This is a genomic window from Paraburkholderia sp. BGA-UO-ETr-F12 (assembly GCF_059567945.1).
The window spans coordinates 39,031-61,699 of record NZ_JCAQOZ010000052.1; the positions used below are offsets into that span (position 1 = coordinate 39,031).

A 22,669-nucleotide genomic window follows, 5' to 3' on the forward strand; every position below is an offset into this window, starting at 1 on the left:
GCTGCACTTTCATCAGTTGCCACCTACAATATGCGCAACTAACGGAAAGATAGCGTATGTCACCTCCTCATCTGTCCGACCCGGTTCCGCGCCCTGCGCCGTCAACCGATCTCTTCGATCGTGAACGTGAAGACTGGCGCCGCGATCCCCAGATCGCCTTCGACGCCTGGCTTGCCAAGCAGCATTTCAGGCGCTCTTCCGCTGAAGTCTATCAAGCTCAGTGGGGACTTTTTCTCGACTGGCTTGCCGTTCGCAAGAAAAGTCTGGTCACGGTCGATACGCAAACGATCGCTGAATTCGTGGGCGGCCTTGCGATCAGAAAACCGCAACGTGTCAGATATCTGCGGCTCATTGAACGGGTACTGGACCATGTTCGGGAAATCGAATCCGCATCGACCAATCCCGCTCGTTTCATTGCTCAGGATGGCGAAGCAGCATGGCGCAATGCACGCGACAACGAGCCGACGGGTTTTCTCAACCACGCCGAACGTGCCGCGCTCATTGCTCACCTGTTTTCGCCCTTGCCTGCCTTATCCATGGCGCAGCGCTGGAGAGAGCGGCGTGATCGCGCGCTGATCGCGGTGTTTCTAGGTGGCGGACTAAAGACAGGCGAGGCCGCGGCGCTTACAGTTAGTTGCGTGAGTGCGGGCTCGCCATGGGTCACGATCGAGTCCGCGAATCCAATGCTGACACGGCGTACCCGGCTCACGCCTTTCGCGGCGGCCGTTCTCGACTCGTGGCTTGCTGAACGGCGCCTTTCCGAATTGGCGGGCAATCTGGTCTTTCCCGCTTCACCTTCGGGACGGCCAATGCACAAGGCAACCATGCTGCGTGCAGTCGACGCGTTGATCGACGCAGCAGGCATTGCCGCGTCGCGAACATCACGAGCGAGTCCGCAAACCTTGCGCAACACTTTTGCCGCAGATCTATTCGAGAGCGGGGTCGAAGCGGAACTGGTCGGGCAGTGGCTGGGATTTGTACAGGCAGTGTCCGCCAACCGTCTATACCGGGCGTGGCAACGATGGATGGATCAACAGGATTCGCCCGTTGTAGATGAACCGGATCCCGCCGCTCCGCCATTGCCCACACCTCGGCGCGACGGGCGTTTGACGAGAAAAGGGTGATCCAGCGAGTCCTGCAGATACTCACCTTTGAGGTCCCGAATTTCCTCACCTTTAGCGATTTCGCCGCTATGACGATCGCGCCGAACCGTCATGCCGACGCAGTAATCGAGCCGCTCGACAAAAACCGGCTAACCGCTTCCAGCCTTGATTCGCCAAGCCCCGACGAGTGATCGCACTCCGGACATTGCAGTTCGAAGCGGTGATCCACTTGAGATAGCTCGGGCTCACCTTCCTCACATTTGGGGCAGCGCAGCGGCAGCGTGACATGACCGTCCGCTGCCGTGCCGATCGCGGTCAGTTCGTCTGGCGTGAGCCTCCCTGCTTCGACTAACGCACACAACAGAGCGGCGATCGCCGGGTCGATACCCTGTTGGCCGCGCAGCAGGGCGATTTCTTTTGTCAAAGCATCCACTTCGTCCGATTGCTCGCGCAGTTGCGCGTCGAGCCGGTCGCCGCGTGCCTTGGCGGCGGCAATCTGCTGGATAAACTCAAATTCCTTGCGACTGGCTTCACGCACCCCTGACTGATAGGTCGCCGCCATGCTGCGCAGCGAATCGAGCTCAACCAGCATCGGCTTCACTCGCCGCTCAGCTTCGGCGACAGCATCTTTTATCTGTTGGGCATAGTGCTCGGTGCTTTGCCGCAATTCGACATGCAGAGCATCGATTCGGTCGCGGAGCGTAGCGTTGGTCGTCTGCTCTGTTTCGAGGCGCTGACGCAGCGTTTCGTTTTCGCTATCGAGCCGGCGCACCGTTGCGAGCAGGCCTTCCTGGTGAGCGGCCCCATGCGTCGCAGTGCTGGAAAGCTCGGTTTCGAGTGCTCGGACCCGTTCCCATGCGGCTTCGGCCCTCAACTCGCTGCGCCTGATCGCTTCTTCCGACACGTCGCGGCGAATTTCGGCTTCCCGCAGGCGTTGGTCAGCTGCGGTAATTTGTGCCTGAATTTCCTGGCGTTCGGCATCAAGGGTCGAACGAGCCTGGGCGACGGCTTCTTCAAAGAGCGCACCCAATAATTCTCCAGCGCGGTCTTCCAGTGCTTTCGGGATCGCACCGGCACCGACTTTTACGCGCGACACCGTTCTGATGCGTTCCCAGAAGTGATCGATATCCTTGGGGATGTCGCTGGCGCTGCCTGTTTGGGTCAAGTCACGAACCGCGGCCATGGACGGCCGGATCCCCAAATCGAAAAAAAGTCGCTTGCAGGCGTGCAGCGACAGTTCCTGCCGTCGCGCCCCGCTTGCCCTCAACGATTCAAGCTCGTCACGGATTGCCTGACGCTCCTGGTCCAGATTCATGGGTACCTCGATATCGCTCAAATTGGATGAATCATAACAATTTACGTAGCGTTTGCTACGCATTTGTTTGTAGTGAGCGTTATTTGTCTGATTGGACTGTTCTCGGGTTGCTGATAGACGAAGCGATTGAGGCAAGCTTGGTTTTTCCGTGAAACAAAACGAAGATTAGCCAATAAGCCGTTGTAAATAAAGCGATTTCAGTAGTTTCTTTCTGATCGCGCACTGTTTCACGGCCGCATGATGGCGGCTGACGGGTGGCAAGGTCTTGTCCGAAGGACACGCGGGGGAAATTCTAGAGAGTAATAAAAGTAAACACCCTTGAACCCATGTTAAAAACGTTAACGCCATGGCAAACCCTTATCTGGCGGGTGTTTCAGCCCGGTAAGGTGAAGCTTTGCGGGAGAGGTGGTGAGGTCTTGCGGGAGCGTTGAGTGATGAGGTTCGGGGGCCTCGGTGAGCGGGTGCGGGACAGAACGTGAGCGGGTTCAGGAGCCACCCCAAAAGGGCGGCTCGGCGAAAGGTGAGATTTTGCGGGACCTGAGCGGTCGGGATCGCCCGGCATTACTCAAAAGTCGGCGGTAGGCGCGGATACCCTAAAGGTGAGCGCTTTCGGGACTCCCGTGGATTCTATTTTTTGCCCTTATTTCGACCTCGTAAACCTTATTGGTGAGACAAGACGGGAGAAAATGAGAACCGAAGGTGAGGCTTTCCGGGACCAAGGCTTCATTTTTGCCTCAATTTTGTGCATACCGACGCTTAAGGTGAGGGTTTTCAGGAGCTGAGCCCGATTTCGACGGAAATTTCTCCGGCTGTGCCGAAGAGGGTCTCGGTCGGTGCCAGACAAAGGTGAGCGAATTCGGGAGTCCGGGATCGGCGCGATCCCAGGTTCATCAAATGACCTGTTTTGCGCCAAAGGTGAGGTTTTTCGGGAGGCTTTTGGGGCACTGGAGATTGCTAAGGTGAGGAAATACAGGATCGAAATCGCTGTAACAGGCCGGAAAAGCCCTACGGACGCTGTCGGAGTAGTTTCGATTTTGCAGCTGCTGAATTCCTAAGGTGAGGTTTTTCGGGGCCCTTCCTACTGAGGCCGGAAGCGCCGAATTTCGTTGAAATGCAGCTGAAGGTGAGGATATACGGGAGCGTGCTCGGGATGCCCGACGCGCCGCTGCCTTATAACTTAATGAAATCATTGAATATTTTTTGTGCGCTGCGCAAAGGTGAGGTTTTTCGGGGGACTGTTTTTGGGGCCCGGCAAACCTCCTTCCGGCTCATGGGTGAGGTTTTTCGGGACCACTTATCGGTGCTTTTTTAGGTCTCCAGGTCTGGAGGCCGCGTCGTTTCGAGCGCTCGACGCAGGTTAAGGTGAGCTTTTTCGGGGGCATTTGCCTCGTCCCGGATATCGCGCCTGCGTTGCCAGGCGCTGTCGGTCTGTCTGTTCAGTAGGGCAACTGGTTGATCCAGATTGACGTGTGGCGATTGAGGTACGTATCTCCGCGCGCCGAAGGCTCGATGATCGCGTTCGACAGACATGGATACCGGTGGGCTGCGTTGCAACGCACATGTGGACAGGCCGCTCCGTACGCCTGCTGGGCCCTCCCCTCGCCTCTCAGCCGGAATCGACTGGAGCGCGTTCGTGTCATTGGTTCGATGCGAGAGCGCCCCGCCCGTAGCGTGTGCATAACCAAAATTCAAGAGAATTTTTTTGAGGTGAGAAGATTCGGGATCAGATAGCTGCCGTTCGCGACGGACGGAAATCGGTCGGTATTTCGGGATGCCGTGACCTGTAAGGATGCCCTGAACCTGGTGCGAAACGAGTGAGGTGAGAGTTTTCGGGAGTTGCTCGAGGTGAGTCGCGCCTCGTAAGCTCACTTCACCGGGAATGGTGAGACCCATGCTATAGACGTGTATCACCACAGCCGGTATGCTCTCGCCAAATCCCTCCTCGACCAGACGCATGGCCACGAAGCGCGCGAAGAAGACAGATGTAGTCAGCCCGAGCTCGGCCGAATTACGCAAGGCCGTTGAGGCGATCGCTATCCAGCCCAAAAGCGGCAAGATCACGCTCCTCACCCGCAAGCTGTTCAACGTTCTGCTTGCGGTCGCTCAACAAGCTGACGAGTCTGGTGACACTTATCGGGCCTTGCTGTCCGACATCGTCGCCAATTCGGCCTTCGATTCGAACGACACGGCACTCGTCAAGGAGCACTTGCGCCGCATGGTGTCGGTGCAGGTCGAATGGAGCACGGGCACGTCCAGCCAGAAGCCGGGCCGGAAGTGGGGTATCTCCACGCTGATTGCCGACGCGGAAATTCTTGAGGATCCCACTACTCGCCGCGTCTGGGTGGAGTTTTCGTTCGCCCCCAAGATCAAGAAAAAGCTGCTCGATCCGGTTCAATACGCGCGACTGAGTCTGCAGTTCCAGAGCCAGTTGCGCAGTAGCGCGGGTCTCGCCCTTTACGAAATTTGCGTTCGCTACCTGACTAACCCGAGCCATCTGACGATGCGCGAGACATGGGAATGGTGGCGCCCTATCCTCTCCGGCACCCCCGATACCGAAGCCGGCGACGAGGCCAAGCGCGAGTACAAGTACTTCAAACGCGATTACTTGCGCCCCGCCATCGCCGAAGTGAATGCGGTCACCAACATCTTTGTCGAATTGATCGAACACCGGGAAGGGCGGCGGGTCGCCGAGATCCAGTTCCGCGTGACCGAGCGCAAGCAGCCGATGCTTGCACTCGACGAGCACCCGAATGTGTTTGACAGCACCCTAGTCGACCGAATGGTGAAGATCGGCATTCCGTTGAAAGAAGCGCAAACGCTGTATGCCGACAGCGAAGAAAACCGGATTCGCGCGGCGCTGCAGATGACCGAGCAACGCATGCGCAGCACGTCTTTGCCGCCTGTGCGCAGTGCACCGGCTCTGTTCAAGGACGCGTTGAAGAAGGGCTATGCACCGCCGGTCGAGGCGCTGCCGTCCGCTGGCGGCAAGGCCGCAGTGGCCGCGCCGGCAGACGACTTGAAAGCGCGTCTGCTTGGCGAGTACTCGGCGGTTCGCCGCAAGGAAGCGCGGGAGCTCTACGAGGAGCAAGGTGAGTCCGAGCGGGAGATCGCCCGGAAGTCATTTGAGGACGACGAGTTGCCGGGTCTCGGCACTCATATGCGGGACGACTGGCGCCGTCGTGGGCTGGATTCGAAGATCGTCGAAACGGCGTTCTTCGATTGGCTGGCTCGCAAAACGTGGGGCGAACCCACTGATGGCGATCTGCTCGCCTTCACGCTGAGCCAATCGCGCGCGGCGTAATCCGGTCATCAAGAGAAACGGCGGCGCACTTTCGTGCGCCGCCGTTTTTGTCCCCGCGGAAAATTTTCGCTCTGCTACTTCAGCATCTTCTCAATCTGACGAAGAATGTCGTCACGCTTTTCACGCGTAAGACCCTTCAGGCGCAGTTCGATTCGATCATCGCCATACGATTTCAGGTCGCCGACAGCAACTCCTCCAAGCTTGATTTCCAGACGCTGCGCGTACCGCTGACGCCCCGCCGGCTTGGTACTTTCCTGTGCGCTTGCTCTGCCCTTTACGATGTCCGCGACTTGTCGCGTGCTCAGGTCGTCCGAGAGGATTTTGTTGATCAGGCGTAGCGTGGCATCGGCGCCGCGGGCAGTGTGATAGCGGCCCACCTGATACGCCATGTTCGAACCAAAGCGGTCAGGCCTCGCGACCATCTCATGCATTACCGCCTCGGGCAGCTTTGCAATCGACAGCGCCACGGCGACGGTCGATTCGTCCAGGCCAAGATGTTCGGCAAGCTCCTTCTGGCTCTGGAAATGCCGGTCGTCGAGGAAGCGTTTCCAGACGACCGCGTTGTCGAACACCGTCTGTGAGTCGCGCTGGACGTTGAGGTCATAGCCGAGCTTGTAGCTTTCGAGGCCGATCGGCAGATCGATCACGATTGCCTTCACCGATTCCTTGTTCGCTTCCTTGAGCGCCCGGACACGCCGGCCGCCGTCGCTGACGAAGTAGGTGCCGGGATTGTCGTAGTCGGGAATGACGTGAATGGCCTGCTGCTGTCCCTGCTTTGCCAGATTGACAGCAAGCTCCGCGATCGACGATTTCAGATAGAAATGGCGCGGGTTGAACGGGCTAGGTTTGATCGTTTTGAGCGCTAACTCGATGACCTGGCCCGGACGGTATGCGTGCTCGATCCGCCACGCGCGATAGGCTGCTGACTCGTTGGCGGTATCGGCAGCGTCGACTTCTGCGACATCCTGCGGCGTCATCGGCTGGATGGTGCGGCTCGGCACATCACCAGTCTTGACCATGTCGTCGATCGCATTCAGGCGGTCGAGGGCGGTTCGCTTTTCGCTGCTGGTCGTATCAGGACGTGCTTGAAAGCCTTTGGCGAATTGGGAGGGTTTCATTCAGGGTCCTTTATGCGCATAAATTCAAGGGAGCAGGGCTGCGATCTCGTTGGCGCACGCCCGTACTTCGATGGCGGCGAGCTTGGCGCCACGATCGTTCATTTGGAGCACCGTTTGCCCTAACGCCATCGCCTGTTTGTAGGCTTCGCGCGTCGGGATCTGGGTCTTGAGCAGAGGGAAGCCGAGTTCTTCCAACGCGCGCTTCAGTTCGCGCGTCAGCATCCGTTTCTCTTCGGTCTTATTCAGCAGAAAGACTGCGCGCAGGTCTTCGTTCATTACCTGGGCTTGTTGCACGAGCTTCACCAGTCCGACGCTCGACCAATAGTCGGCGGGCGACGACGACGTCGGCATGATCGCAACGCTCGCTGCAAGCAGCACGACGCCGGACACTTTCTCGGTGATGGAGGGCGGGCAGTCGACGACGATGATGTCGTAGTCAGCCACGAATTTCTTGATCTCGCGATGGATCTGGCTGCCGGCTTCGGAGAGATTGACAACTGGAAAGGGGATGCCGGTTTCGCCGTCGGATGATGCGCTGGCCCAATGGATCAGCGTGTTTTGACCATCTGCGTCCACGACGAGGACGCGCTTACCCTTCTCATGGAACGCAGCCCCGAGATGCATCGCGATTGTGCTCTTCCCGACCCCACCCTTCTGCTGAGTTACCGCGATGATTTCTGCTGCCACAATCTTAACCTCCTCTTTTTAGACGCAAATGGATTTTACCTGGATGAATTCTCATTTCAATCGTTTTTGTGTAAACGCGAGAAGAATTAGTCGTTCGGGTTAGGTTTATGCGCATAAAGAAGGTGAGCATGGTGAACGACAGCGCGCGGCAGGGATGAAGCGCGATCAGTGGTAACAAGTTGGTGGCGTCTGGGAGATGTCAGACGGTATGAAGCGGCGAAAAGGGAAGTGGCTACGGTTGAGCACGGTGCGGTTGGCACCCTCGGACATAGCTTCAGTCGTACCCGGATTCGACGCAGCCCATGTGAGCTAGATCTGGTCTTGTCATATCGTGCTTTTACGCGGCCCAGTTGCTGGCGATAAGGTTCGCCTGCGGGACGCTATCGTGTCAGCGAGCCAGTTCGCCTGGGCATCTTTATGCGCATAAACCCGTTGCGCCCTGCTCACGTCGAGCCGCTGCCGTTGCGAGGGTTGACCACACGGGCCAGTATGATTTTGTCGGCACGGCACGGCACGGCACGGCACGGCACGGCACGGCACGGCACGGCACGGCACGGCACGGCACGGCACGGCACGGCACGGCACGGCACGGCACGGCACGGCACGGCACGGCATTGGGGACTGGGACTGGGGCGAAGTCCGCTTTGATGCATAGAGGGGCCAACCGCCACAGCATACGAAGTGAAGCATTACGCCGAGTGACCTATGCGGTCCTTAATCACGTGGCGACGAATTGCCACCTGCACTTTATGCGCATAAACCGAATACCCCGATCCGCCAACAGGCAACGCGCCTGTCCCAACCAGGAGAAACTCAGCGCCCCTCACACCCGCCTCAACCAGTGATTCACCTGCTCCTCCAGCACCCGCTAGAATCTCCACAAGAAGCGTCACGCCACCCAATACCAACACCGCCTACTCAACGACCATGATCACCATCTACCACAACCCTCGTTGCTCAAAATCTCGCGCCACGTGCGATCTGATTGCCAACACCTACAACAGCGCGAACGAACCAACGGAAGTTGTCGAATACTTGAAGGAGCCACTCACCGTCGCGCAGCTCAAACAACTCAACGCGCAGTTAGGTTGCTCAGTCCGCGAGATGATCCGTGACAACGAAGCCGAATACAAAGCGCTCGATCTTTCCGACCTCGCCCTGAGTGACGCTCAGTTATACGAAGCATTGGCAAAGCATCCGATCCTGCTGCAACGACCGATCGTCGTGCGGAACGGACGAGCCGTGATTGGCCGCCCGCCGGAAAATGTCGAAGCGCTATTTGCCTGGACGCCGAAGCACGATGCACTATGACCTAAGTGAAAATTGCCCTAGGCCTTGGCAGGTAACGCAGGATCCTTCGTCACGATCTTCGTCGGGATGATGCGCAGTTCGCTAAATGTGTCGGCAATACGTTGTTGCTCGGCAAGTACGCCCGCGTCGATGGGTTTATAGACGTGCGCGTAGTGTCGCAAACCCGCTTCGATCACTCCTGCGTCGAGCCCCTGAATCGGCGCAAGCTGTGCGGCTGCTTCACTGTAGTGGCCGCGCACCCACGTCCCTTCTTTGCCTACCTCGTCCATCACGATCGCGAGCACGTCGCCGTTTTGCTCGGCGAATGGCCGCGCGCTCAGGAAGAACTGATGGTGGCTCACGATACCTTCGGCGTCGGCCAGCAAGCGGGCGTTCGATTGGCGTTTTGCCGCCTCGAGGAATGGATCCCAGATTGCCCATGCGTCGATCGACCCGCGTTCGAAGGCCGCGCGCGCATCGGCGGGAGCCAGAAAGACGGGCTGGATATCGCTGTATTTCACGCCGCTCTTCTGCAAGGCGGCGACCAGAAACCAGTGAACATCCGAACCTTTATTGAATGCGATTTTCTTGCCCTTCAGATCCGCTAGCGTTTTGATTGGCGCGTCCTGATGCACGAGGATGCCTTCGGCATGCGGTGTCGGAATCTCATAAGCGGTATAGACGAAGTTTGCGCCGGCCGCCTGCGCGAATACCGGCGGCGCTTCGCCGACATAACCAAAGTCGATTGCGCCGACATTCAGTCCTTCAAGCAATTGCGGTCCGGCGGGAAACTCCGTCCACTTGACCGTGATGTCCAGCGGCGCGAGCCGCTTCTCAAGCGTGCCGTGCGCCTTCAGCAACACGAGCGTATTGGCTGCTTTCTGATAGCCGATGCGAAATTCCTTCGCACGCGCATTCGCAGCGAAGACGGACGTCGAGATAATGGGCAAGGCCGCAACGGCCAGCGAGGCGCCTACGCCGGCAATCAATGTGCGGCGCTTGGGCAGCAACGGACGGGACATAAAAGTGCTCGTTCAGAAAACGGACGCAAAACGGACCGATTGCCTGCGACGATAATTCGTCTGCAAGCCTGGACGAACCGATAAATTCGCATAAGCAAATCACGTCGAAGTGATCCGACGCATCTACGAGCCGTACCTGCGCGCCACGCGGTGTCGAATCGCCGTGCCCCGCTACAATCCTTCATCCGCACGCAGTCGCGGCTGTGTCAATCGAAAAAAAGGGACATCGTGCATCTGACGTCAACACTCACGCCGTGGTCACCCCACGACACTCAACTGATCCTGTCGTGCGTGCTCGGGCTCGCACTGATCATCGTTTTCATCAGCGTGCTGAAGCTTGCGCCGTTTCTCTCGATTCTGGTCGGCACGTTCGCGGCGGGCTTTTCGGCCGGGTTGCCGCTGGAAGCGGTCGCCAGCGCATTCAGCAAAGGCGCCGGTGCGCTGCTCGGGGACGTCGGCATCATCATCGCGCTTGGGGCCATGCTCGGCGCGCTGATGGCGGAATCAGGCGCGGCCGACCGACTCGTCTCGACTATCCTCAAACATTCCACGCCCCGCACGCTACCGTGGATGATGGCGCTGGTCGCGATCATCGTCGGCTTGCCGCTGTTCTTTGAAGTCGGCCTGGTGATGATGGTGCCGATCATCTTCGTGATGGCGCGCCGCTCGCAGCAGCCGATCCTGCGGATTGCGATTCCCGCGCTTGCCGGCATGACCACGCTGCACGCCCTGCTGCCGCCGCATCCGGGACCGTTGATTGCCGTGAGCGCATTGCATGCCGATCTCGGCCTGACGCTCGGTCTTGGCCTGATCGTCGCGATTCCCGCGGTCATTCTCGCGGGCCCGCTTTACGGCATCTGGCTGTCGAAACGGATGCACGTGGTCGAGCCGGAAGAAATGGGCAAGCTTTTCACCGCGTCGCCAAACACCGGCGAGCCGCCGAGTTTCGCGATCTCGCTCATCACGATCCTGCTGCCGGTCGCGATGATGTTAGGCCGCACGGTCGCCAAACTGGTGCTGCAACCCGAGACCGTGCTGTTCAACGTGCTCGATTTTCTCGGTGAGCCCCTGGTCGCGCTCGGCCTCACCGTGCTGTTCGCGGTGGTGGCGCTGGGCTGGTCAAGGGGCATGGCGCGCGACCGGGTCGGCGGCATTCTGCGCAAAAGCCTGCCGCCGATCGCCGCGCTGCTGCTAACCATCGGCGCGGGCGGTGGCCTCAAGCAGGCGCTCGTGGTGGCCGGCATCAGCACGACGATCGGCAAGATCGCAGTCGGCGCGCATGTGCCACTGATTCTACTGGCGTGGCTGATTGCGGTCGCGTTGCGGCAAGCTACCGGCTCCGCGACCGTGGCGACCACCACCACGGCGGGTATCGTCGCGCCGGTCGTCGCGGGTCTCAGCGCGACGCACAGTTCGTTGATGGCGCTCGCGATCGGGGCCGGTTCCGTGTTCTTCTGCCACGTGAACGATGCGGGCTTCTGGATGGTGCGCGAGTACTTCGGGTTGCAATTGAAACAGACGGTGATGGTCTGGTCGGTGCTGCAGACGATCGTATCCGTCGTCGGCCTCGTCTTGACGTTCGCGTTGTGGACCGTGCTGACCTGAGTTTTTGCATGGAGATGCGAGCAACGGTGGCAGGAATTGACGCCCGGCTGTCAATTCCACGTGGCCCGCTCCGCTTACACTGCTTCGAAATAGGCGAGGCGCAGTCCCGCACCTCGTTCCCCGCCGACGTGGAGCCACCATGCTTGAACTGAGACCGTCCTGCGAAGGGTGCGGCAAATCACTGCCGCCAAACGCGCCCGACGCGATGATCTGCACATACGAATGCACCTTCTGCGAAGTGTGTGCGCTCAGCGCGTTGCGCAACGTGTGCCCGAACTGCGGCGGCAATTTCCAGCATCGGCCGATCCGCACGCGTGCGCAGTTGGCCAAACATCCGGCCGGCGCCACCGTGCATCCCGTTTCCGTCGACGAAGCAGCGCACGCGAGCTTTTTCGAGCGCTATCGGAACACAGCGCCCGGCGAGCGCTAAACAAGCCTGGCGTTGAGGGCGGGTTCCATGCACCGCCTTCACTGCGGCCCGTCACGCTATTGCTCGACGCGCCGCCCAGATCGCGGCGCCGTTTCAGTCGTCGTTGCCGCCTGCCCCCGGTGTCGCGATCCCGCTCACCGTATGCGCTGCCACGCGCAACAGGCGGATCTGTTTGCGGTAATTGCGGCAGCCGCTACAGGTGGGCAGATGCAGCCGGATCGCGACCCATTCGCCGGTCGTCAAGCGGCGGTCGAGCGCATCCGACAGCAGGCGCGTGATGTTCTTACACTTCCCCATTCGCATCCTCTCTGGATAGGCCTTTTTCGCTCAGGCAAGTGCGCAGGCGCAGGCGCGCGCGGTAGATCAGCACGCTGCAGTGATTGGCGGTCATCTGCAATTCGGCGCAGATCGCCTCGGTATCGAGATCGAGAAATTCGCGCATCATGAATACGCGCCCGATGTGTTCGGGCAGGTGGTCCAGACACATCTCGAACAAGGTCCAGAATTGCTGCTGACGCAGTGCGGTTTCCGGCGTCGGCCACGGCTGGGGCTTGGCTTCGCGTGACCAGTGGCCGTTGTCCTTGAAAAGCTCGCGATCGAGCAGCGCTTCGCCATCGATTTCGGATTCCAGCGCTGACAGGTTCACTGTGCGCTGCCGGGCGCGCAAGGTGTCGACAAGCTTGTGCCGCAAGATGCCGAACACCCATGTCTTGTGTTCCGATTGCGCGGCGAACCGGTCGGCTTGCGTCCATGCAGCGGCGAGGGCCTCCTGGACAGCGTCTTCGGCGGCAGCGGCATCGCGCAGCTGTAAGCGGGCGAAGCGCACCAGATCGCGCCGCAGTTGCGTCAGATAGACCGGATCGTCGAGCGCCGGCCCGCTTACTTGCGCCATGGCAGGCTCCGTCGCCGCGCTTGCGGTTGCAGCAGGTTTTCTTCTGAATCGTTGCAGTTCATAGGCGGATGATTGTCCTCGCACAGTTTCCTGATGGGTGCGCCATTCTCCCGCACGTTGCTGCGCAAGCGAATTGGTATTGAACATGTACCCGCCGATAAACGATGACCTGATGAGCTTAGTCGTGCCGCGATGGGGTTTATGACGGGACTGATGAAAGCAAAAAACATTATTGCGAAAAATGAAATCTACGCTCCGGTGACAACTTACAAGGTTGGCCGTATGGATGAGACGTGCAGGCAGGCACGTGTAAAAGCAGGCCTCAGATCCACATTAAATACGCACCTGAATTGTTTCAATATTTGAAAAAAAGTCTTCTTCTCTTCGGTGTTTTTATGCGGACACTGAATCGCTATTCTTCAGTCCATCGATCGCATCCGATCGCACACCAACGCACTGAAGAGGAGCTTCACCATGAAACGCATTCTTACCGCCCTGATCGCTTCCGTCGCCCTGTTTGCCGCTGCTTCGGGCGCCGCTCAGGCTGCCGCACCGGCTCAATGCAACGGCCCGGCATCGTACTGCAACGTGTTCTTCGGCAACTAATCGTCTGAAGAGTGCGGCTGGACACATGTCCAGCGCGAGTCCGCTGGCAAGACAGATTCTCGAAGCAAAAAAAAGGGCGCCAACAAGGGCGCCCTTTTTTCGTATTCAATAATCTCGACGCGTTTGACGCGTGCACGCAAGGTATCGGCGGAGCCTGGCATTGCCGTACGGGCATCACGAGACGCAAAGCGGTACACAATACCCGGCACTCCGAAGCAACACCCGCGCCCGATGCGCAAATGCGTCTAATGCTCACGCTTCTAACGTGTTACAGTGGCCCAACAGCTTGCAGTTCTCCTGCGCGTCTTGCGCAGTCCCTCAGGCATCTGCCTCTCATCACAGCGCCCTGAATCGAACAGGGTCCTTTCCTTCCACCCTGTTTTGCGATGTCGTCGGCGTGACCTGGTCAAGTGGCCGCTCGTCATGCGCATCGCCGATCAGCACCGTCTTCCGCTGCAACGCCGCGACTCGCCCGGCGTCACGCCGCTCATCCATACCACGTTCCAGGCGAGATCCTTCACCGGAGACGACCACCATGAACAATACGATCAGAAGCTATCGGGGCCTTGAGATTTATCCGCTGGTTTATCCACACCAGCCGCGCTCTTCCGACGGCGCCCGCCACTACGATGCGGGCTTCGACGCCGCCGTGCGAATCTGCCGGCGCGGTACCGACGACAGCTTGACCAGCAGCCGTGTCTTTCAGGTGCCGAGCCGTTCACCGTTTGGCGCGGCCGGCGACGCGCGCATTGCGTCGACAAGTTACGCGGAACAGGTGATCGACGGCATGGTTGTCGGCCAGTCGATCGCCGGCCTTTGATGCGTGCGCCGATGGCAAGCCATGTTTCCAGGCGCTCGCAGGGCGTGAATTCCCCGCCGCTGACCGGCCGCGCGAACTATCAGGTCGCGGTGTCGTCGCGTCGAACCTCCAGCGGGACGGTGCCGACGCTGAAAGTGATCCGGCTGAGCGACGAGCGCGTGATCTACCCTTTTCGGGGGCACGCGGACATGCCGTTCTTCGAAACGGCCGACGCGGCCCAGTCGTTTGCCGAGACGTATGGCTGGCAGCTTGTGGATGGCGATATCGCCGTACCGGAATGACGGTGACAAACACGCGTTTGCCTCAAATCGTCCTAGGCCGAAAGCATGCTTGATTGACAAGGCAAAAGTACCAGTTATCCACAAGGTTATTCAGTGAATCTGTGGATAACTTTTGGTGCTACCGGGTTATCCACCGCCCGCAATTTTCGGGACGGCGGTCCGCACTGCTGAAAGCTGCCGTTTTTACACTCGTTGCCGCCATCTCGCGCGGCTTTTGCCTATGATGGACAGTTCGTACCCTTTCGCGCGTCGAGCGCCTTACTTAAGGAAGCGAACATGGCCTATCACATCGCAGTCGTTGTCGGCAGCCTGCGCCGCGAGTCGTTCAACCGCCAGTTGGCGCAAGCCGTGATTTCACTTGCGCCCGCGGACTTCACGTTCGAATTCATCGATATTGGCACCTTGCCGCTTTACAGCCAGGATTACGACGCCGACTATCCCGAAGTCGCCAAACACCTGAAGCAGCGCGTCGAAGCCGCCGACGGCCTGTTATTTGTCACGCCCGAATACAACCGCTCCATACCGGGTGTCCTGAAGAACGCACTCGACTGGGGCTCGCGGCCGTGGGGAACCAATTCATGGGGCAATAAGCCCGGTGCGGTGCTCGGCACCTCGCTTGGCGCAACCGGAACGGCGCTGGCGCAACAGCATCTGCGCAACGTGCTGGCTTATCTCGACGTGGCCACGCTTGCCCAGCCCGAAATGTTCATCAAGCACGACGCGTCGGTCATCAACGAGAAAGGCGAGATCCTGAACGACGGCACCCGCCAGTTCCTGCAGACGTTCGTCGACCGCTACGTCGCATGGGTCAAACGTCAGACCGCTGCCTGACGGGTCATTCGCATATACGCCCGCAGGGGAAGCGCCGCCGTTGCCCGTTATCTCACGGCACGCCGGCGCGGCCCTGTGGCTCTAGACGTGGTGATGCCCCGTCACTCTTTCCCAGCCATGACGTACAGCGAGCTTGAAGCGCTCCCACGTGCTGTCCGCCGAGGTGGTTTCCCAGTGACGCCGGGCCTCCGGTTCGATGTCGTCCCACTGCCGGTCGTGATAATTCGTGTCGCGGCCGATCTCCGCGCCGTAGCGATAGGCCGGCGCGTAATCTTCATAGCGCGAATTCTCGGCCGCGTATTGCTCGTCGTAGTGAGCGCGGAAATCCTCTTCGTATTCCAGGTACTCGTTTGGAATCTGGTTGCTCAAACCCGCAGTTGACCGCCCTGTTTCGGGGACCGCTCCGGTGGGTTGCAAGATCGCGCCTGAGCCCGGCATCGAACCGGCGGCAATCGCGGTGCGTCCCGCATCGTCCGCCAGTGGATCGGCGGGCAGGTCAAGCGGGTCGTGCAATGGCCGCTCGGCGAGCGGGGGCGGGACGAACGGCTCCGCGTCGGTGCCCATGAGCGGCGGCGGATAAAGCGGTTCGTCCGGATCGGCAGGCCGCACGGTTGAGCGGGACGCATCTACGCCGGGCGTCGCTACGCCGGGCGTCGCCACGCCGGGCGTCGCCACGCCGGGCGTCGCTACGCCGGACGTCGTAACGCTCGATGAATGCGGCGTGCCGGGCGTCACCGCACCGATACCGAGTTCGTCGAGAATCGAATGATCGCGACTCGACTCCGGTGACGTGCCCCAATCGGGCGAGCGCTCGCCAATGTCGGTCGCCCCCAGCCTAGTCAAGGTATTGCGAGCGAGTTCCGCGTGTGATTCGCTGGCCGCGTTCACGCACACCAGCACAGCGCCGCGGCGCACGGCTTCAGCGTAACGGGCCGTGTCCGGCGCGCGCGGGCCGGTAGCAAACAGGCTTGAAAGAAAGCGCTCGATATTGGCGAGCACGCCCGAACTCGCGACCTCCTCGGTCGCGGAGTCGACGGACGGTTCCGGATTGGCTTGCAACTCGATCGTTTCGCGTGCAAAACCAGTTTGCACAAGCGTGTCGCGCGCGGATTCCGCTTGAGAATAAGTCTCGAATAAACCAATCACAGTGTGTCGCATAGCTGCCTCCCGACGGTTTTGCTGAAATAGACGGCGCAAGAGCGCGTCGGCCTCCTTCAGAAACGTCGCAACGATCATGCCGGGCCCGCAGGATGGTCCCGCGCGCCTGCTGCTGGCCGTCGACACCGATTGGCGTAGGTGGAAACCGCGGCGTACCGCTACTGCGCTTTTACAAGCGCTGGTAATTGACGGCGGCGCGAACCCGCCTGGATCTATCCGGCCGGATGCGACGCCGCGGCCGGATCGGCGCCCGTTTGCCCCAGATCGCGCTGAACGTCTTGCAGGAGCGTTTCCAGTACCGCAATATCGAAAGGTTTGGATAGCACCCGCACGTTCACATGCCGCGCGCGGTCGAGTTCTTCCGCGTAGCCGGTGACGAGGATGACCGGCAGCCGGGTATCGAAAGCCAGCACGGCTTCGGCAAGGTCGATACCGTTCATCGTGCCGGGCATGTGAATGTCCGACAGCACCAGATCGAAGGGCAACGGCCTGCCGGTGCGTGCCTGCTTCGCGTGGGCGTCGTCGAACAGGCGCAGCGCGGTGTCCGCGTTGGACACGCTGGTGACCTGATGGCCCATCATCTGCAGCAGAGCTTCGGTGCCGGCGGCCACTTCATCGTTGTCCTCGACCAGCAGAATGCGCAAGCCGGGCGGCGTGCTGCTTTCCTCGACGCCCGTTTCGGCCGGCACCTCGGCCTCGGGCTCGGCCGTGGCGCGCGGCAGATAGAGCCGCACCGAGGTGCCCGCACCGATTGCGCTGTCGATCGCGGCAAGGCCACCGGAACGCTCGCAGAAGGCGAAAACCTGCGGCAGTCCGAGACCGGTGCCCATGCCGGTGGGCTTCGTCGTATAAAGCGGTTCGAAGGCGCGTGCGAGCACTTCAGGCGGCATGCCGCTGCCGGTGTCCTCGAGCGAGAGCTGCACGAAGTCGCCCGTCAACGGAAAGCCATCTTCGCGGCGAAAAGTGATATTGGCGGCTCGAACTGTGAAGCGGCCGCCGTTGGGCATGGCGTCGCGCGCGTTCACGGCGACGTTGATCAGCGCGAGTTCGAGCTCGGCGACGTCGACACGCATCGGCCAGATATTGACGCCGATGTCGATCACCAGCGAAATCTTCGCGCCGAGCGACGCGCGCAGCAGCTCGCGGCAGGCCGGCAGCCAGCGCTCGAGCGCCAGCGTCTCGCTGCGCAACGGCTGCTTGCGCGCGACGCCGAGCAATTGCCGGGTAAGCGACTGGCCGCTCTTGAGTGCCCGCTCGATCGCCGACAACTCGCGGTCGAGCCCCGGCGTGCCGCGCCGCCGGGCGATCTGCACGTTGGCCGAAACGACCATGAGCAGGTTGTTGAAATCGTGCGCCACGCTGCCGACCAGGTTGCCGAGCGCCTCCATCTTGCGCGACTGGCGATACGCGGATTCGATCGAGCGGCGCATCGAGGCTTCGGCCTGCCAGCGCTCCCACGCTTCTTCTTCGGCGCCAAGGCGGCGCAGCGATAGCCAGATGACACACCACAGCACGATGGACGGCGTGAACATCGACAGGATCAGCACGCTCAGGTGCCGGTACCAGGCGCCCCAGATCGCCGCGGTGCGATAGGCGCACGACACGTAGACCGGATAGGCGCCCACGCGCCGGAACGCGAGGATCACGTTGTCGCCGTCAATGTCGGAATGCATCCGTACGACGCCGGCTCGCCGCCCCTGCGCCAGTGCTTTGGCCAGTGGCGAAGTCGGTCCCAGCGCGAGCGGCTCGCCCAGGCGGCGCGGATAGTGCGCGAGGATTGCGCCATCGGCGCGCAGCAGGCTCATGGTCATCGGCGTGCTGCCGTTGCCGCCAAGTAATTCGCGGTAGAACGCGTCGAAATAGCTGGGCCGCAGCGCGACAGAGACGACCCCGGCAAACGAGCCGTCGGCGGCGCGACGCTCCACGCCGGTATTGAATAGCTGTTCGCCCGTCACGTGTCCCGCCATTACCTTCGAGACATGCTCGAGGCTCTTGCTGTCCCGAATGCCGATGAAATCGTCGCGCTCGGCAATCGACAGCACTGGAGCGGGATAGAAACGGCTGGTGGCGAGCAGGTCGCCCTCGTGGCCGAAAATCGATACGGCCGCAACCTGCGGGTAGCCGCCGCCCATCGTGCGCAGCTTCTCGTGAATCTCGCGTTCCTGCGCGCGCACGCCGTTGTCGTCCAGACCTTGCGTCAGATCCACGACGCGCGCGTCCAGCGTCTCGTTCATGTCGAACACTTTCAACGCATGTTCTTCCGCCACGCGCACGGTGCGCAGCGTCACGTCGGTTGCGTCGGCCATGCGGGTGCGCAGATCGCTGAACGCCATTGCCGCGACGTACACGCACGGCAGCACAATGGCTGTGATCAACAACGCGATCAGCGTGATGCGGCGGACATGGAAATTCTGCTCCGGCACGGCCGGGAAACGCGCCTCGTCCTGGCGGCTAGCGGGGCTGCGGCTCGCTTCGGGCTGGTCGAACCGGTCAGGTGTCATGGTCGATAACGCGAAGGTCGTTCGGAACGAAAGGGCGAGAAATCGGGCCGGAAATCGGTTTCATACAAAAAGCATAGACAGGCAGCGGCAGGCCGGGTATCTGTGACTCATGGTCGCGCCATGATTTGTCTGCCGTTTGAATCAGTGACAAATCGAGAAGCGCAAACGTACACAAAAGTATAAATGTAAAAGAAAGCCTTCGAAATCTACCAAAATATTTTCATAAGCAGTGTCCAATGGGAAAATCTCTTTAATCAAAGCGAAATTGGCGTATTGCCTTTCCGCCGTTTTACTTCGAAAATCGCCGTCATCACAAATAATGTGTCCGCCATGTTCGGATGCATCTGCCGCGAGGGCCGCCAGACAACGCGCACAACGCGTGACCGAAGGCGTTCGCGGAATCAGGCGCGCGGCAAGGGGACCAGCCCGATCCGTGAAGCCGCGCGGATTCATCTACGGGGTAGGCTTCGAACATGCCGGTCATAGCCGTCGTCCACCGTGCTCGCACGCATCCATGCGCGCCCACGGCTTCCGTCAAAAGCGCCGCAGTGCGCTCTCTCCCCGCTCGTTTGCAAGCTGCATTCTCGCAAGCTTCAGCTCGCTTTACCGCTAGTCGACAGACTGCGCGCTAAAGAAACTGACTCTATCCGCCGTTAACGCGCAAGAGCTTATTCTGCTTACCGACCCGCCCATGCCTTTGCCCATTGTGATCGCCGACGATTCATTGCTTGCCCGCAAGGTGCTCACCAAGGCATTGCCGCCGGACTGGGATGTCGACGTGTCCTACGCGACGAACGGGCGCGAAGCGCTCGGCCTGTATCGCGAAGGCAAGGCGTCGGTGATGTTCCTCGATCTGACGATGCCGGACATGACCGGCTATCAGGTGCTGGAAGCCTTGCAGCATGAGGACCTGAACACCTTCGTCATTGTCGTTTCCGCCGATGTTCAACCGATGGCCCAGTCGCGCGTGCGCGCGCTCGGCGCCGCCGCATTCATCGCCAAGCCCGTGACGCCCGAGGCGGTACTTCCCATCCTCAAGGAGTACGGGTTGTATGTCTGAGCCAGTCCTCACCGAAGACCGGCGCGACGCGCTGCAGGAGGTCGCCAATCTGGCGATGGGTCAGGCCGCGACGCGTCTCGCGCGTCTGCTCGATGCGTTTATCGAATTGTCGGTGCCGCGCGTGAAGGTGGTGGCGGTGAGCGAGGCGGCAGCGGCGCTACGCGAAATGACCGGGATCGAGGACACGGTGAGCGCGGTGCGTCAGGGTTTTCGTTCCGACATCAAGGGCGAAGCGCTGGTGATCTGCCGCAGCGACAGCATCGACCAGTTGTGTGCGCTGGTGAGCGATCCCTATTCGCGCTCGAGCTACGAGGCGGTGAGCCAGCAGGAACTCGTATTCGACGTCGCGAACGTGCTGACGGGCGCGTGTGTCTCGTGCATTCTCGACCAGCTCGGGCGCACGCCGGTGTTCTCCGCGCCGGGCCTGCTCGGCGAAGCAATGACGCTCGACGACGTATTCCAGCCCGGCGTCCTGCAATGGGAAGTTGCGCTGCTGGTCGAGGTCAACTTTGCGCTCGAGGATCAGAGCTTCCGCGCGCACCTCGTGATGCTGATGGCCGAAGAATCGATCCGCCATATGAACGAGGCGCTCGACGAGTTGCTATCCAGCTTATGAATGTGCCTGTGGACTCGTTGAGCGACCTGGTTGTCGAACGTGTGGGTTTCGGCATCTTCGTGCTCGATCGCGAGATGAACGTGCTGATGTGGAACCGCTTCATGCAGGACCACAGCGGGTTGTCGCAGGAACAGGTGGTCGGCAAATCGCTGTTTGCGAATTTTCCGGAATTGCCGCGCGTGTGGCTGTCGCGCAAGATCGAAAGCGTATTTCAGCTCGGCAGCTTCGCGTTCAGTTCGTGGGAGCAGCGCCCGTATCTCTTCAAGTTCGACCACGACCGGCCGATTACCGGCGGCGTCGATTTCATGCAGCAGGACCTCACGTTCATGCCGCTGATGCGCGATCGCGAGGTGGTGGCCGTGTGCGTGACGATCTCCGATGTCACGCACGTCAGCATCGTGCAGCGCGAACGGGAAGAAGCGGTAGCCAAGTTGCAGGAATACGCGGACCGCGACGGGTTGACGGGGATCGCCAACCGGCGTTACTTCGAAGCGCGCCTGCGCGATGAATACACGCGCTGGCAGCGCTACGGCGGCGAGATGTCCGTCCTGCTGTTCGATCTCGACCACTTCAAGAAAATCAACGACCAGTTTGGCCACGGGGTCGGCGATACGGTGTTGCGCGTCATGGCGCAGCGCGTCGCCGAAGTGGTGCGGGCGCAGGATACATTCGGGCGCTTCGGCGGCGAGGAATTTGCGTTGCTGCTGCCGTGTACGCCGCTCGAAGACGCCATGCGGGTCGCGGAAAAGATTCGTTGCACGATCGCCGACACGCCGGTCGAAGTCCAGGGCACGAGCGTGCCGGTAACGGCCAGCGTCGGCGGCGCGGCGGCGCGCGCAGGCGTGCCGGCGTACGACGTGCTCATCAACGAAGCCGACGCGGCGCTCTATAGTGCGAAACGACAGGGACGCAACCGCTCGGTGGCGTTCTCCTGAGTTTTCCGGCCATGCCGGCGCGAGGCGCCTGGCAGGAAGGCCTGCCAGCAGGCGTCCCCGGCCGCTCTTCCGGCCCTTATTCGCCCCGGAAACTGCGGCATCTCACAAACGTTGTTATACTTTTCGCCGTTTCCGGCATCCCTGCCGGGTGTTTCGCGCGTGTCCGCGCGCGCGGGCCGTCTGCGTTGCGCAGTAGGCATTAAAACTTCTTGAACGCCTTTCAGCGGGCGCCTCCAGCGGAGATCGTCTTGGCTGTTTCCAATCTTGTCGTGGACGATACAGAAATCGACGCCGCTGCCGCCACGTCCGGCAGCTCGTTTTATCTTGCGATGCGCATCCTGCCGGCCGCGCAGCGCGATGCGATGTATCAGGTCTACGCCTTTTGCCGCGCTGTCGACGATATCGCCGACAGCGATCTGCCGCGCGCCGAACGCGCCGCCGCGCTCGAGCGCTGGCGCGCCGACATCGACGCGTGCTATGCCGGCGCACCGCGCGCGTCGTTGCGCGCGCTGACGCGGCACATTCATACGTTTCACCTGCAACGCGAAGATTTTCACGCGATGATCGACGGCATGGCGATGGATGCCGCCGCCGACATTTGCGCCCCCGACGAGGCTACGCTCGACCTGTACTGCGACCGGGTCGCCAGTGCGGCGGGCCGTCTATCGGTGAGGATATTCGGGATGCAGGACGAGCCGGGCCATCTGCTCGCGCATCATCTGGGCCGTGCGCTGCAACTGACCAATATCCTGCGCGACATCGACGAAGACGCCGGCATCAACCGCTGCTACCTGCCGCACGAATTGCTGGCGCGCGAAGGCATCGCTGTGACGAGCCCCACGCAGATCGCCGACGATCCGTCGCTGCCGCGTGTTTGCGCCACGCTTGCCGAGCGGGCCAAGGAACATTTCGCCGCTTCCGACGCGATCATGGATCGCGAGCCGCGCAATCACGTGCGTGCGCCGCGCATCATGTCGGGCGTCTATCGCGTGTTGCTCGAACGAACGCTCGAGCGTGGTTTCGACATTCCGCGTACGAAGGTCAGCAAGCCGAAACTGCGCATGCTGTGGATCGTCGCGCGGTACGCGCTCTTCTGAG

23 protein-coding genes are annotated in these 22,669 nt (G+C 60.7%); 13 read left to right on the forward strand and 10 right to left on the reverse strand.

Annotation, left to right across the window (positions count from 1 at the left end):
* Nucleotides 1-56 precede the first annotated feature (56 nt).
* Nucleotides 57-1,124, forward strand: coding sequence for a tyrosine-type recombinase/integrase (locus AC57B6_RS23705; RefSeq protein WP_496422215.1), 1,068 nt, complete (start codon nt 57-59; stop codon nt 1,122-1,124).
* 88 nt (nt 1,125-1,212) lie between these two features.
* Here AC57B6_RS23705 and AC57B6_RS23710 read toward each other — a convergent pair whose 3' ends face one another.
* The gene (locus tag AC57B6_RS23710) at nt 1,213-2,418 is read right to left on the reverse strand and encodes a DNA-binding protein (RefSeq protein WP_281664083.1); all 1,206 of its coding nucleotides are present in this window, start codon (nt 2,416-2,418) and stop codon (nt 1,213-1,215) included.
* Nucleotides 2,419-4,372: 1,954 nt separating this feature from the next.
* On the opposite strand from AC57B6_RS23710, the gene AC57B6_RS23715 reads away from it, so the two are divergent.
* A complete protein-coding gene (locus AC57B6_RS23715; protein ID WP_028195983.1) occupies nt 4,373-5,719 on the forward strand; it encodes a replication initiation protein in 1,347 nt (448 codons plus the stop codon).
* 74 nt (nt 5,720-5,793) lie between these two features.
* Here AC57B6_RS23715 and AC57B6_RS23720 read toward each other — a convergent pair whose 3' ends face one another.
* Complete coding sequence (locus AC57B6_RS23720) at nt 5,794-6,837, reverse strand: ParB/RepB/Spo0J family partition protein (RefSeq protein WP_028195982.1); 1,044 nt, start codon at nt 6,835-6,837, stop codon at nt 5,794-5,796.
* Nucleotides 6,838-6,861: 24 nt separating this feature from the next.
* The gene (parA, locus tag AC57B6_RS23725) at nt 6,862-7,524 is read right to left on the reverse strand and encodes a ParA family partition ATPase (RefSeq protein WP_028195981.1); all 663 of its coding nucleotides are present in this window, start codon (nt 7,522-7,524) and stop codon (nt 6,862-6,864) included.
* A 927-nt stretch (nt 7,525-8,451) separates the two neighbouring features.
* Between parA and arsC the strand changes: the two genes are divergently transcribed.
* Entirely contained in the window at nt 8,452-8,835 is a 384-nt protein-coding gene (gene arsC, locus AC57B6_RS23730) for an arsenate reductase (glutaredoxin) (RefSeq protein WP_496422216.1), read from the forward strand.
* 17 nt (nt 8,836-8,852) lie between these two features.
* Here the strand turns inward: arsC and AC57B6_RS23735 are convergent, their stop codons facing one another.
* The gene (locus AC57B6_RS23735; protein ID WP_496422217.1) at nt 8,853-9,836 is read right to left on the reverse strand and encodes a sulfonate ABC transporter substrate-binding protein; all 984 of its coding nucleotides are present in this window, start codon (nt 9,834-9,836) and stop codon (nt 8,853-8,855) included.
* A gap of 228 nt (nt 9,837-10,064) precedes the next feature.
* Here AC57B6_RS23735 and AC57B6_RS23740 point away from each other — a divergent pair, with 228 nt between their 5' ends.
* Together AC57B6_RS23740 and AC57B6_RS23745 are read left to right on the forward strand one after the other, a co-directional pair.
* Nucleotides 10,065-11,441, forward strand: a complete 1,377-nt coding sequence (locus tag AC57B6_RS23740; protein WP_178370583.1) for a GntT/GntP/DsdX family permease — start codon at nt 10,065-10,067, stop codon at nt 11,439-11,441.
* A gap of 139 nt (nt 11,442-11,580) precedes the next feature.
* Nucleotides 11,581-11,871, forward strand: coding sequence for a DUF1272 domain-containing protein (locus AC57B6_RS23745; RefSeq protein ID WP_030103697.1), 291 nt, complete (start codon nt 11,581-11,583; stop codon nt 11,869-11,871).
* A gap of 93 nt (nt 11,872-11,964) precedes the next feature.
* On the opposite strand, the gene AC57B6_RS23750 is transcribed toward AC57B6_RS23745, so the two are convergent.
* Both AC57B6_RS23750 and AC57B6_RS23755 read right to left on the reverse strand, forming a co-directional pair.
* Nucleotides 11,965-12,168, reverse strand: coding sequence for a zf-HC2 domain-containing protein (locus AC57B6_RS23750; RefSeq protein WP_028195976.1), 204 nt, complete (start codon nt 12,166-12,168; stop codon nt 11,965-11,967).
* Complete coding sequence (locus AC57B6_RS23755; protein WP_028195975.1) at nt 12,155-12,763, reverse strand: RNA polymerase factor sigma-70; 609 nt, start codon at nt 12,761-12,763, stop codon at nt 12,155-12,157. Before AC57B6_RS23755 ends, AC57B6_RS23750 begins: the two co-directional genes overlap by 14 nt.
* A gap of 474 nt (nt 12,764-13,237) precedes the next feature.
* On the opposite strand from AC57B6_RS23755, the gene AC57B6_RS23760 reads away from it, so the two are divergent.
* Nucleotides 13,238-13,369 carry a hypothetical protein gene (locus tag AC57B6_RS23760; RefSeq protein ID WP_256737959.1) on the forward strand — a complete coding sequence of 44 codons (132 nt, stop codon included), beginning with the start codon at nt 13,238-13,240 and terminating at the stop codon, nt 13,367-13,369.
* Between the two features lie 336 nt (nt 13,370-13,705).
* Here the strand turns inward: AC57B6_RS23760 and AC57B6_RS23765 are convergent, their stop codons facing one another.
* The gene (locus AC57B6_RS23765) at nt 13,706-13,906 is read right to left on the reverse strand and encodes a hypothetical protein (protein WP_178370584.1); all 201 of its coding nucleotides are present in this window, start codon (nt 13,904-13,906) and stop codon (nt 13,706-13,708) included.
* Here AC57B6_RS23765 and AC57B6_RS23770 point away from each other — a divergent pair.
* The 3 genes from AC57B6_RS23770 (at nt 13,905) to AC57B6_RS23780 (ending at nt 15,301) form a co-directional block, all read left to right on the forward strand.
* Nucleotides 13,905-14,189 carry a hypothetical protein gene (locus tag AC57B6_RS23770; RefSeq protein ID WP_028195974.1) on the forward strand — a complete coding sequence of 95 codons (285 nt, stop codon included), beginning with the start codon at nt 13,905-13,907 and terminating at the stop codon, nt 14,187-14,189. The genes AC57B6_RS23765 and AC57B6_RS23770 overlap by 2 nt on opposite strands.
* Before the next feature lie 44 nt (nt 14,190-14,233).
* The gene (locus tag AC57B6_RS23775) at nt 14,234-14,470 is read left to right on the forward strand and encodes a DUF6723 family protein (protein ID WP_235430118.1); all 237 of its coding nucleotides are present in this window, start codon (nt 14,234-14,236) and stop codon (nt 14,468-14,470) included.
* Between the two features lie 276 nt (nt 14,471-14,746).
* Nucleotides 14,747-15,301 carry an NADPH-dependent FMN reductase gene (locus AC57B6_RS23780; protein ID WP_046572085.1) on the forward strand — a complete coding sequence of 185 codons (555 nt, stop codon included), beginning with the start codon at nt 14,747-14,749 and terminating at the stop codon, nt 15,299-15,301.
* Nucleotides 15,302-15,382: 81 nt separating this feature from the next.
* On the opposite strand, the gene AC57B6_RS23785 is transcribed toward AC57B6_RS23780, so the two are convergent.
* The 3 genes from AC57B6_RS23785 to AC57B6_RS23795 form a co-directional block, all read right to left on the reverse strand.
* Nucleotides 15,383-16,459 carry a hypothetical protein gene (locus tag AC57B6_RS23785; RefSeq protein WP_496422218.1) on the reverse strand — a complete coding sequence of 359 codons (1,077 nt, stop codon included), beginning with the start codon at nt 16,457-16,459 and terminating at the stop codon, nt 15,383-15,385.
* 212 nt (nt 16,460-16,671) lie between these two features.
* Nucleotides 16,672-18,960: a hybrid sensor histidine kinase/response regulator family protein gene (locus AC57B6_RS23790; protein WP_496422219.1), complete on the reverse strand. Its 2,289-nt coding sequence runs from the start codon at nt 18,958-18,960 to the stop codon at nt 16,672-16,674.
* A gap of 141 nt (nt 18,961-19,101) precedes the next feature.
* Nucleotides 19,102-19,413, reverse strand: a complete 312-nt coding sequence (locus AC57B6_RS23795) for a hypothetical protein (protein WP_127837978.1) — start codon at nt 19,411-19,413, stop codon at nt 19,102-19,104.
* A 238-nt stretch (nt 19,414-19,651) separates the two neighbouring features.
* Between AC57B6_RS23795 and AC57B6_RS23800 the strand changes: the two genes are divergently transcribed.
* From AC57B6_RS23800 to hpnD, 4 genes are all read left to right on the forward strand, one after another.
* Nucleotides 19,652-20,020 (forward strand): response regulator, encoded by a 369-nt coding sequence (locus tag AC57B6_RS23800; RefSeq protein ID WP_028195969.1) that lies wholly within the window; start codon nt 19,652-19,654, stop codon nt 20,018-20,020.
* Nucleotides 20,013-20,636: a chemotaxis protein CheC gene (locus AC57B6_RS23805; protein ID WP_028195968.1), complete on the forward strand. Its 624-nt coding sequence runs from the start codon at nt 20,013-20,015 to the stop codon at nt 20,634-20,636. The genes AC57B6_RS23800 and AC57B6_RS23805 overlap by 8 nt, the downstream gene beginning before the upstream one ends.
* On the forward strand, nt 20,633-21,571 hold the full coding sequence (locus AC57B6_RS23810; protein ID WP_178370587.1) for a sensor domain-containing diguanylate cyclase: 939 nt from the start codon (nt 20,633-20,635) through the stop codon (nt 21,569-21,571). Before AC57B6_RS23805 ends, AC57B6_RS23810 begins: the two co-directional genes overlap by 4 nt.
* A gap of 248 nt (nt 21,572-21,819) precedes the next feature.
* Nucleotides 21,820-22,668, forward strand: a complete 849-nt coding sequence (hpnD, locus tag AC57B6_RS23815) for a presqualene diphosphate synthase HpnD (protein ID WP_281662791.1) — start codon at nt 21,820-21,822, stop codon at nt 22,666-22,668.
* The last annotated feature ends 1 nt before the right edge of the window (nt 22,669 follow it).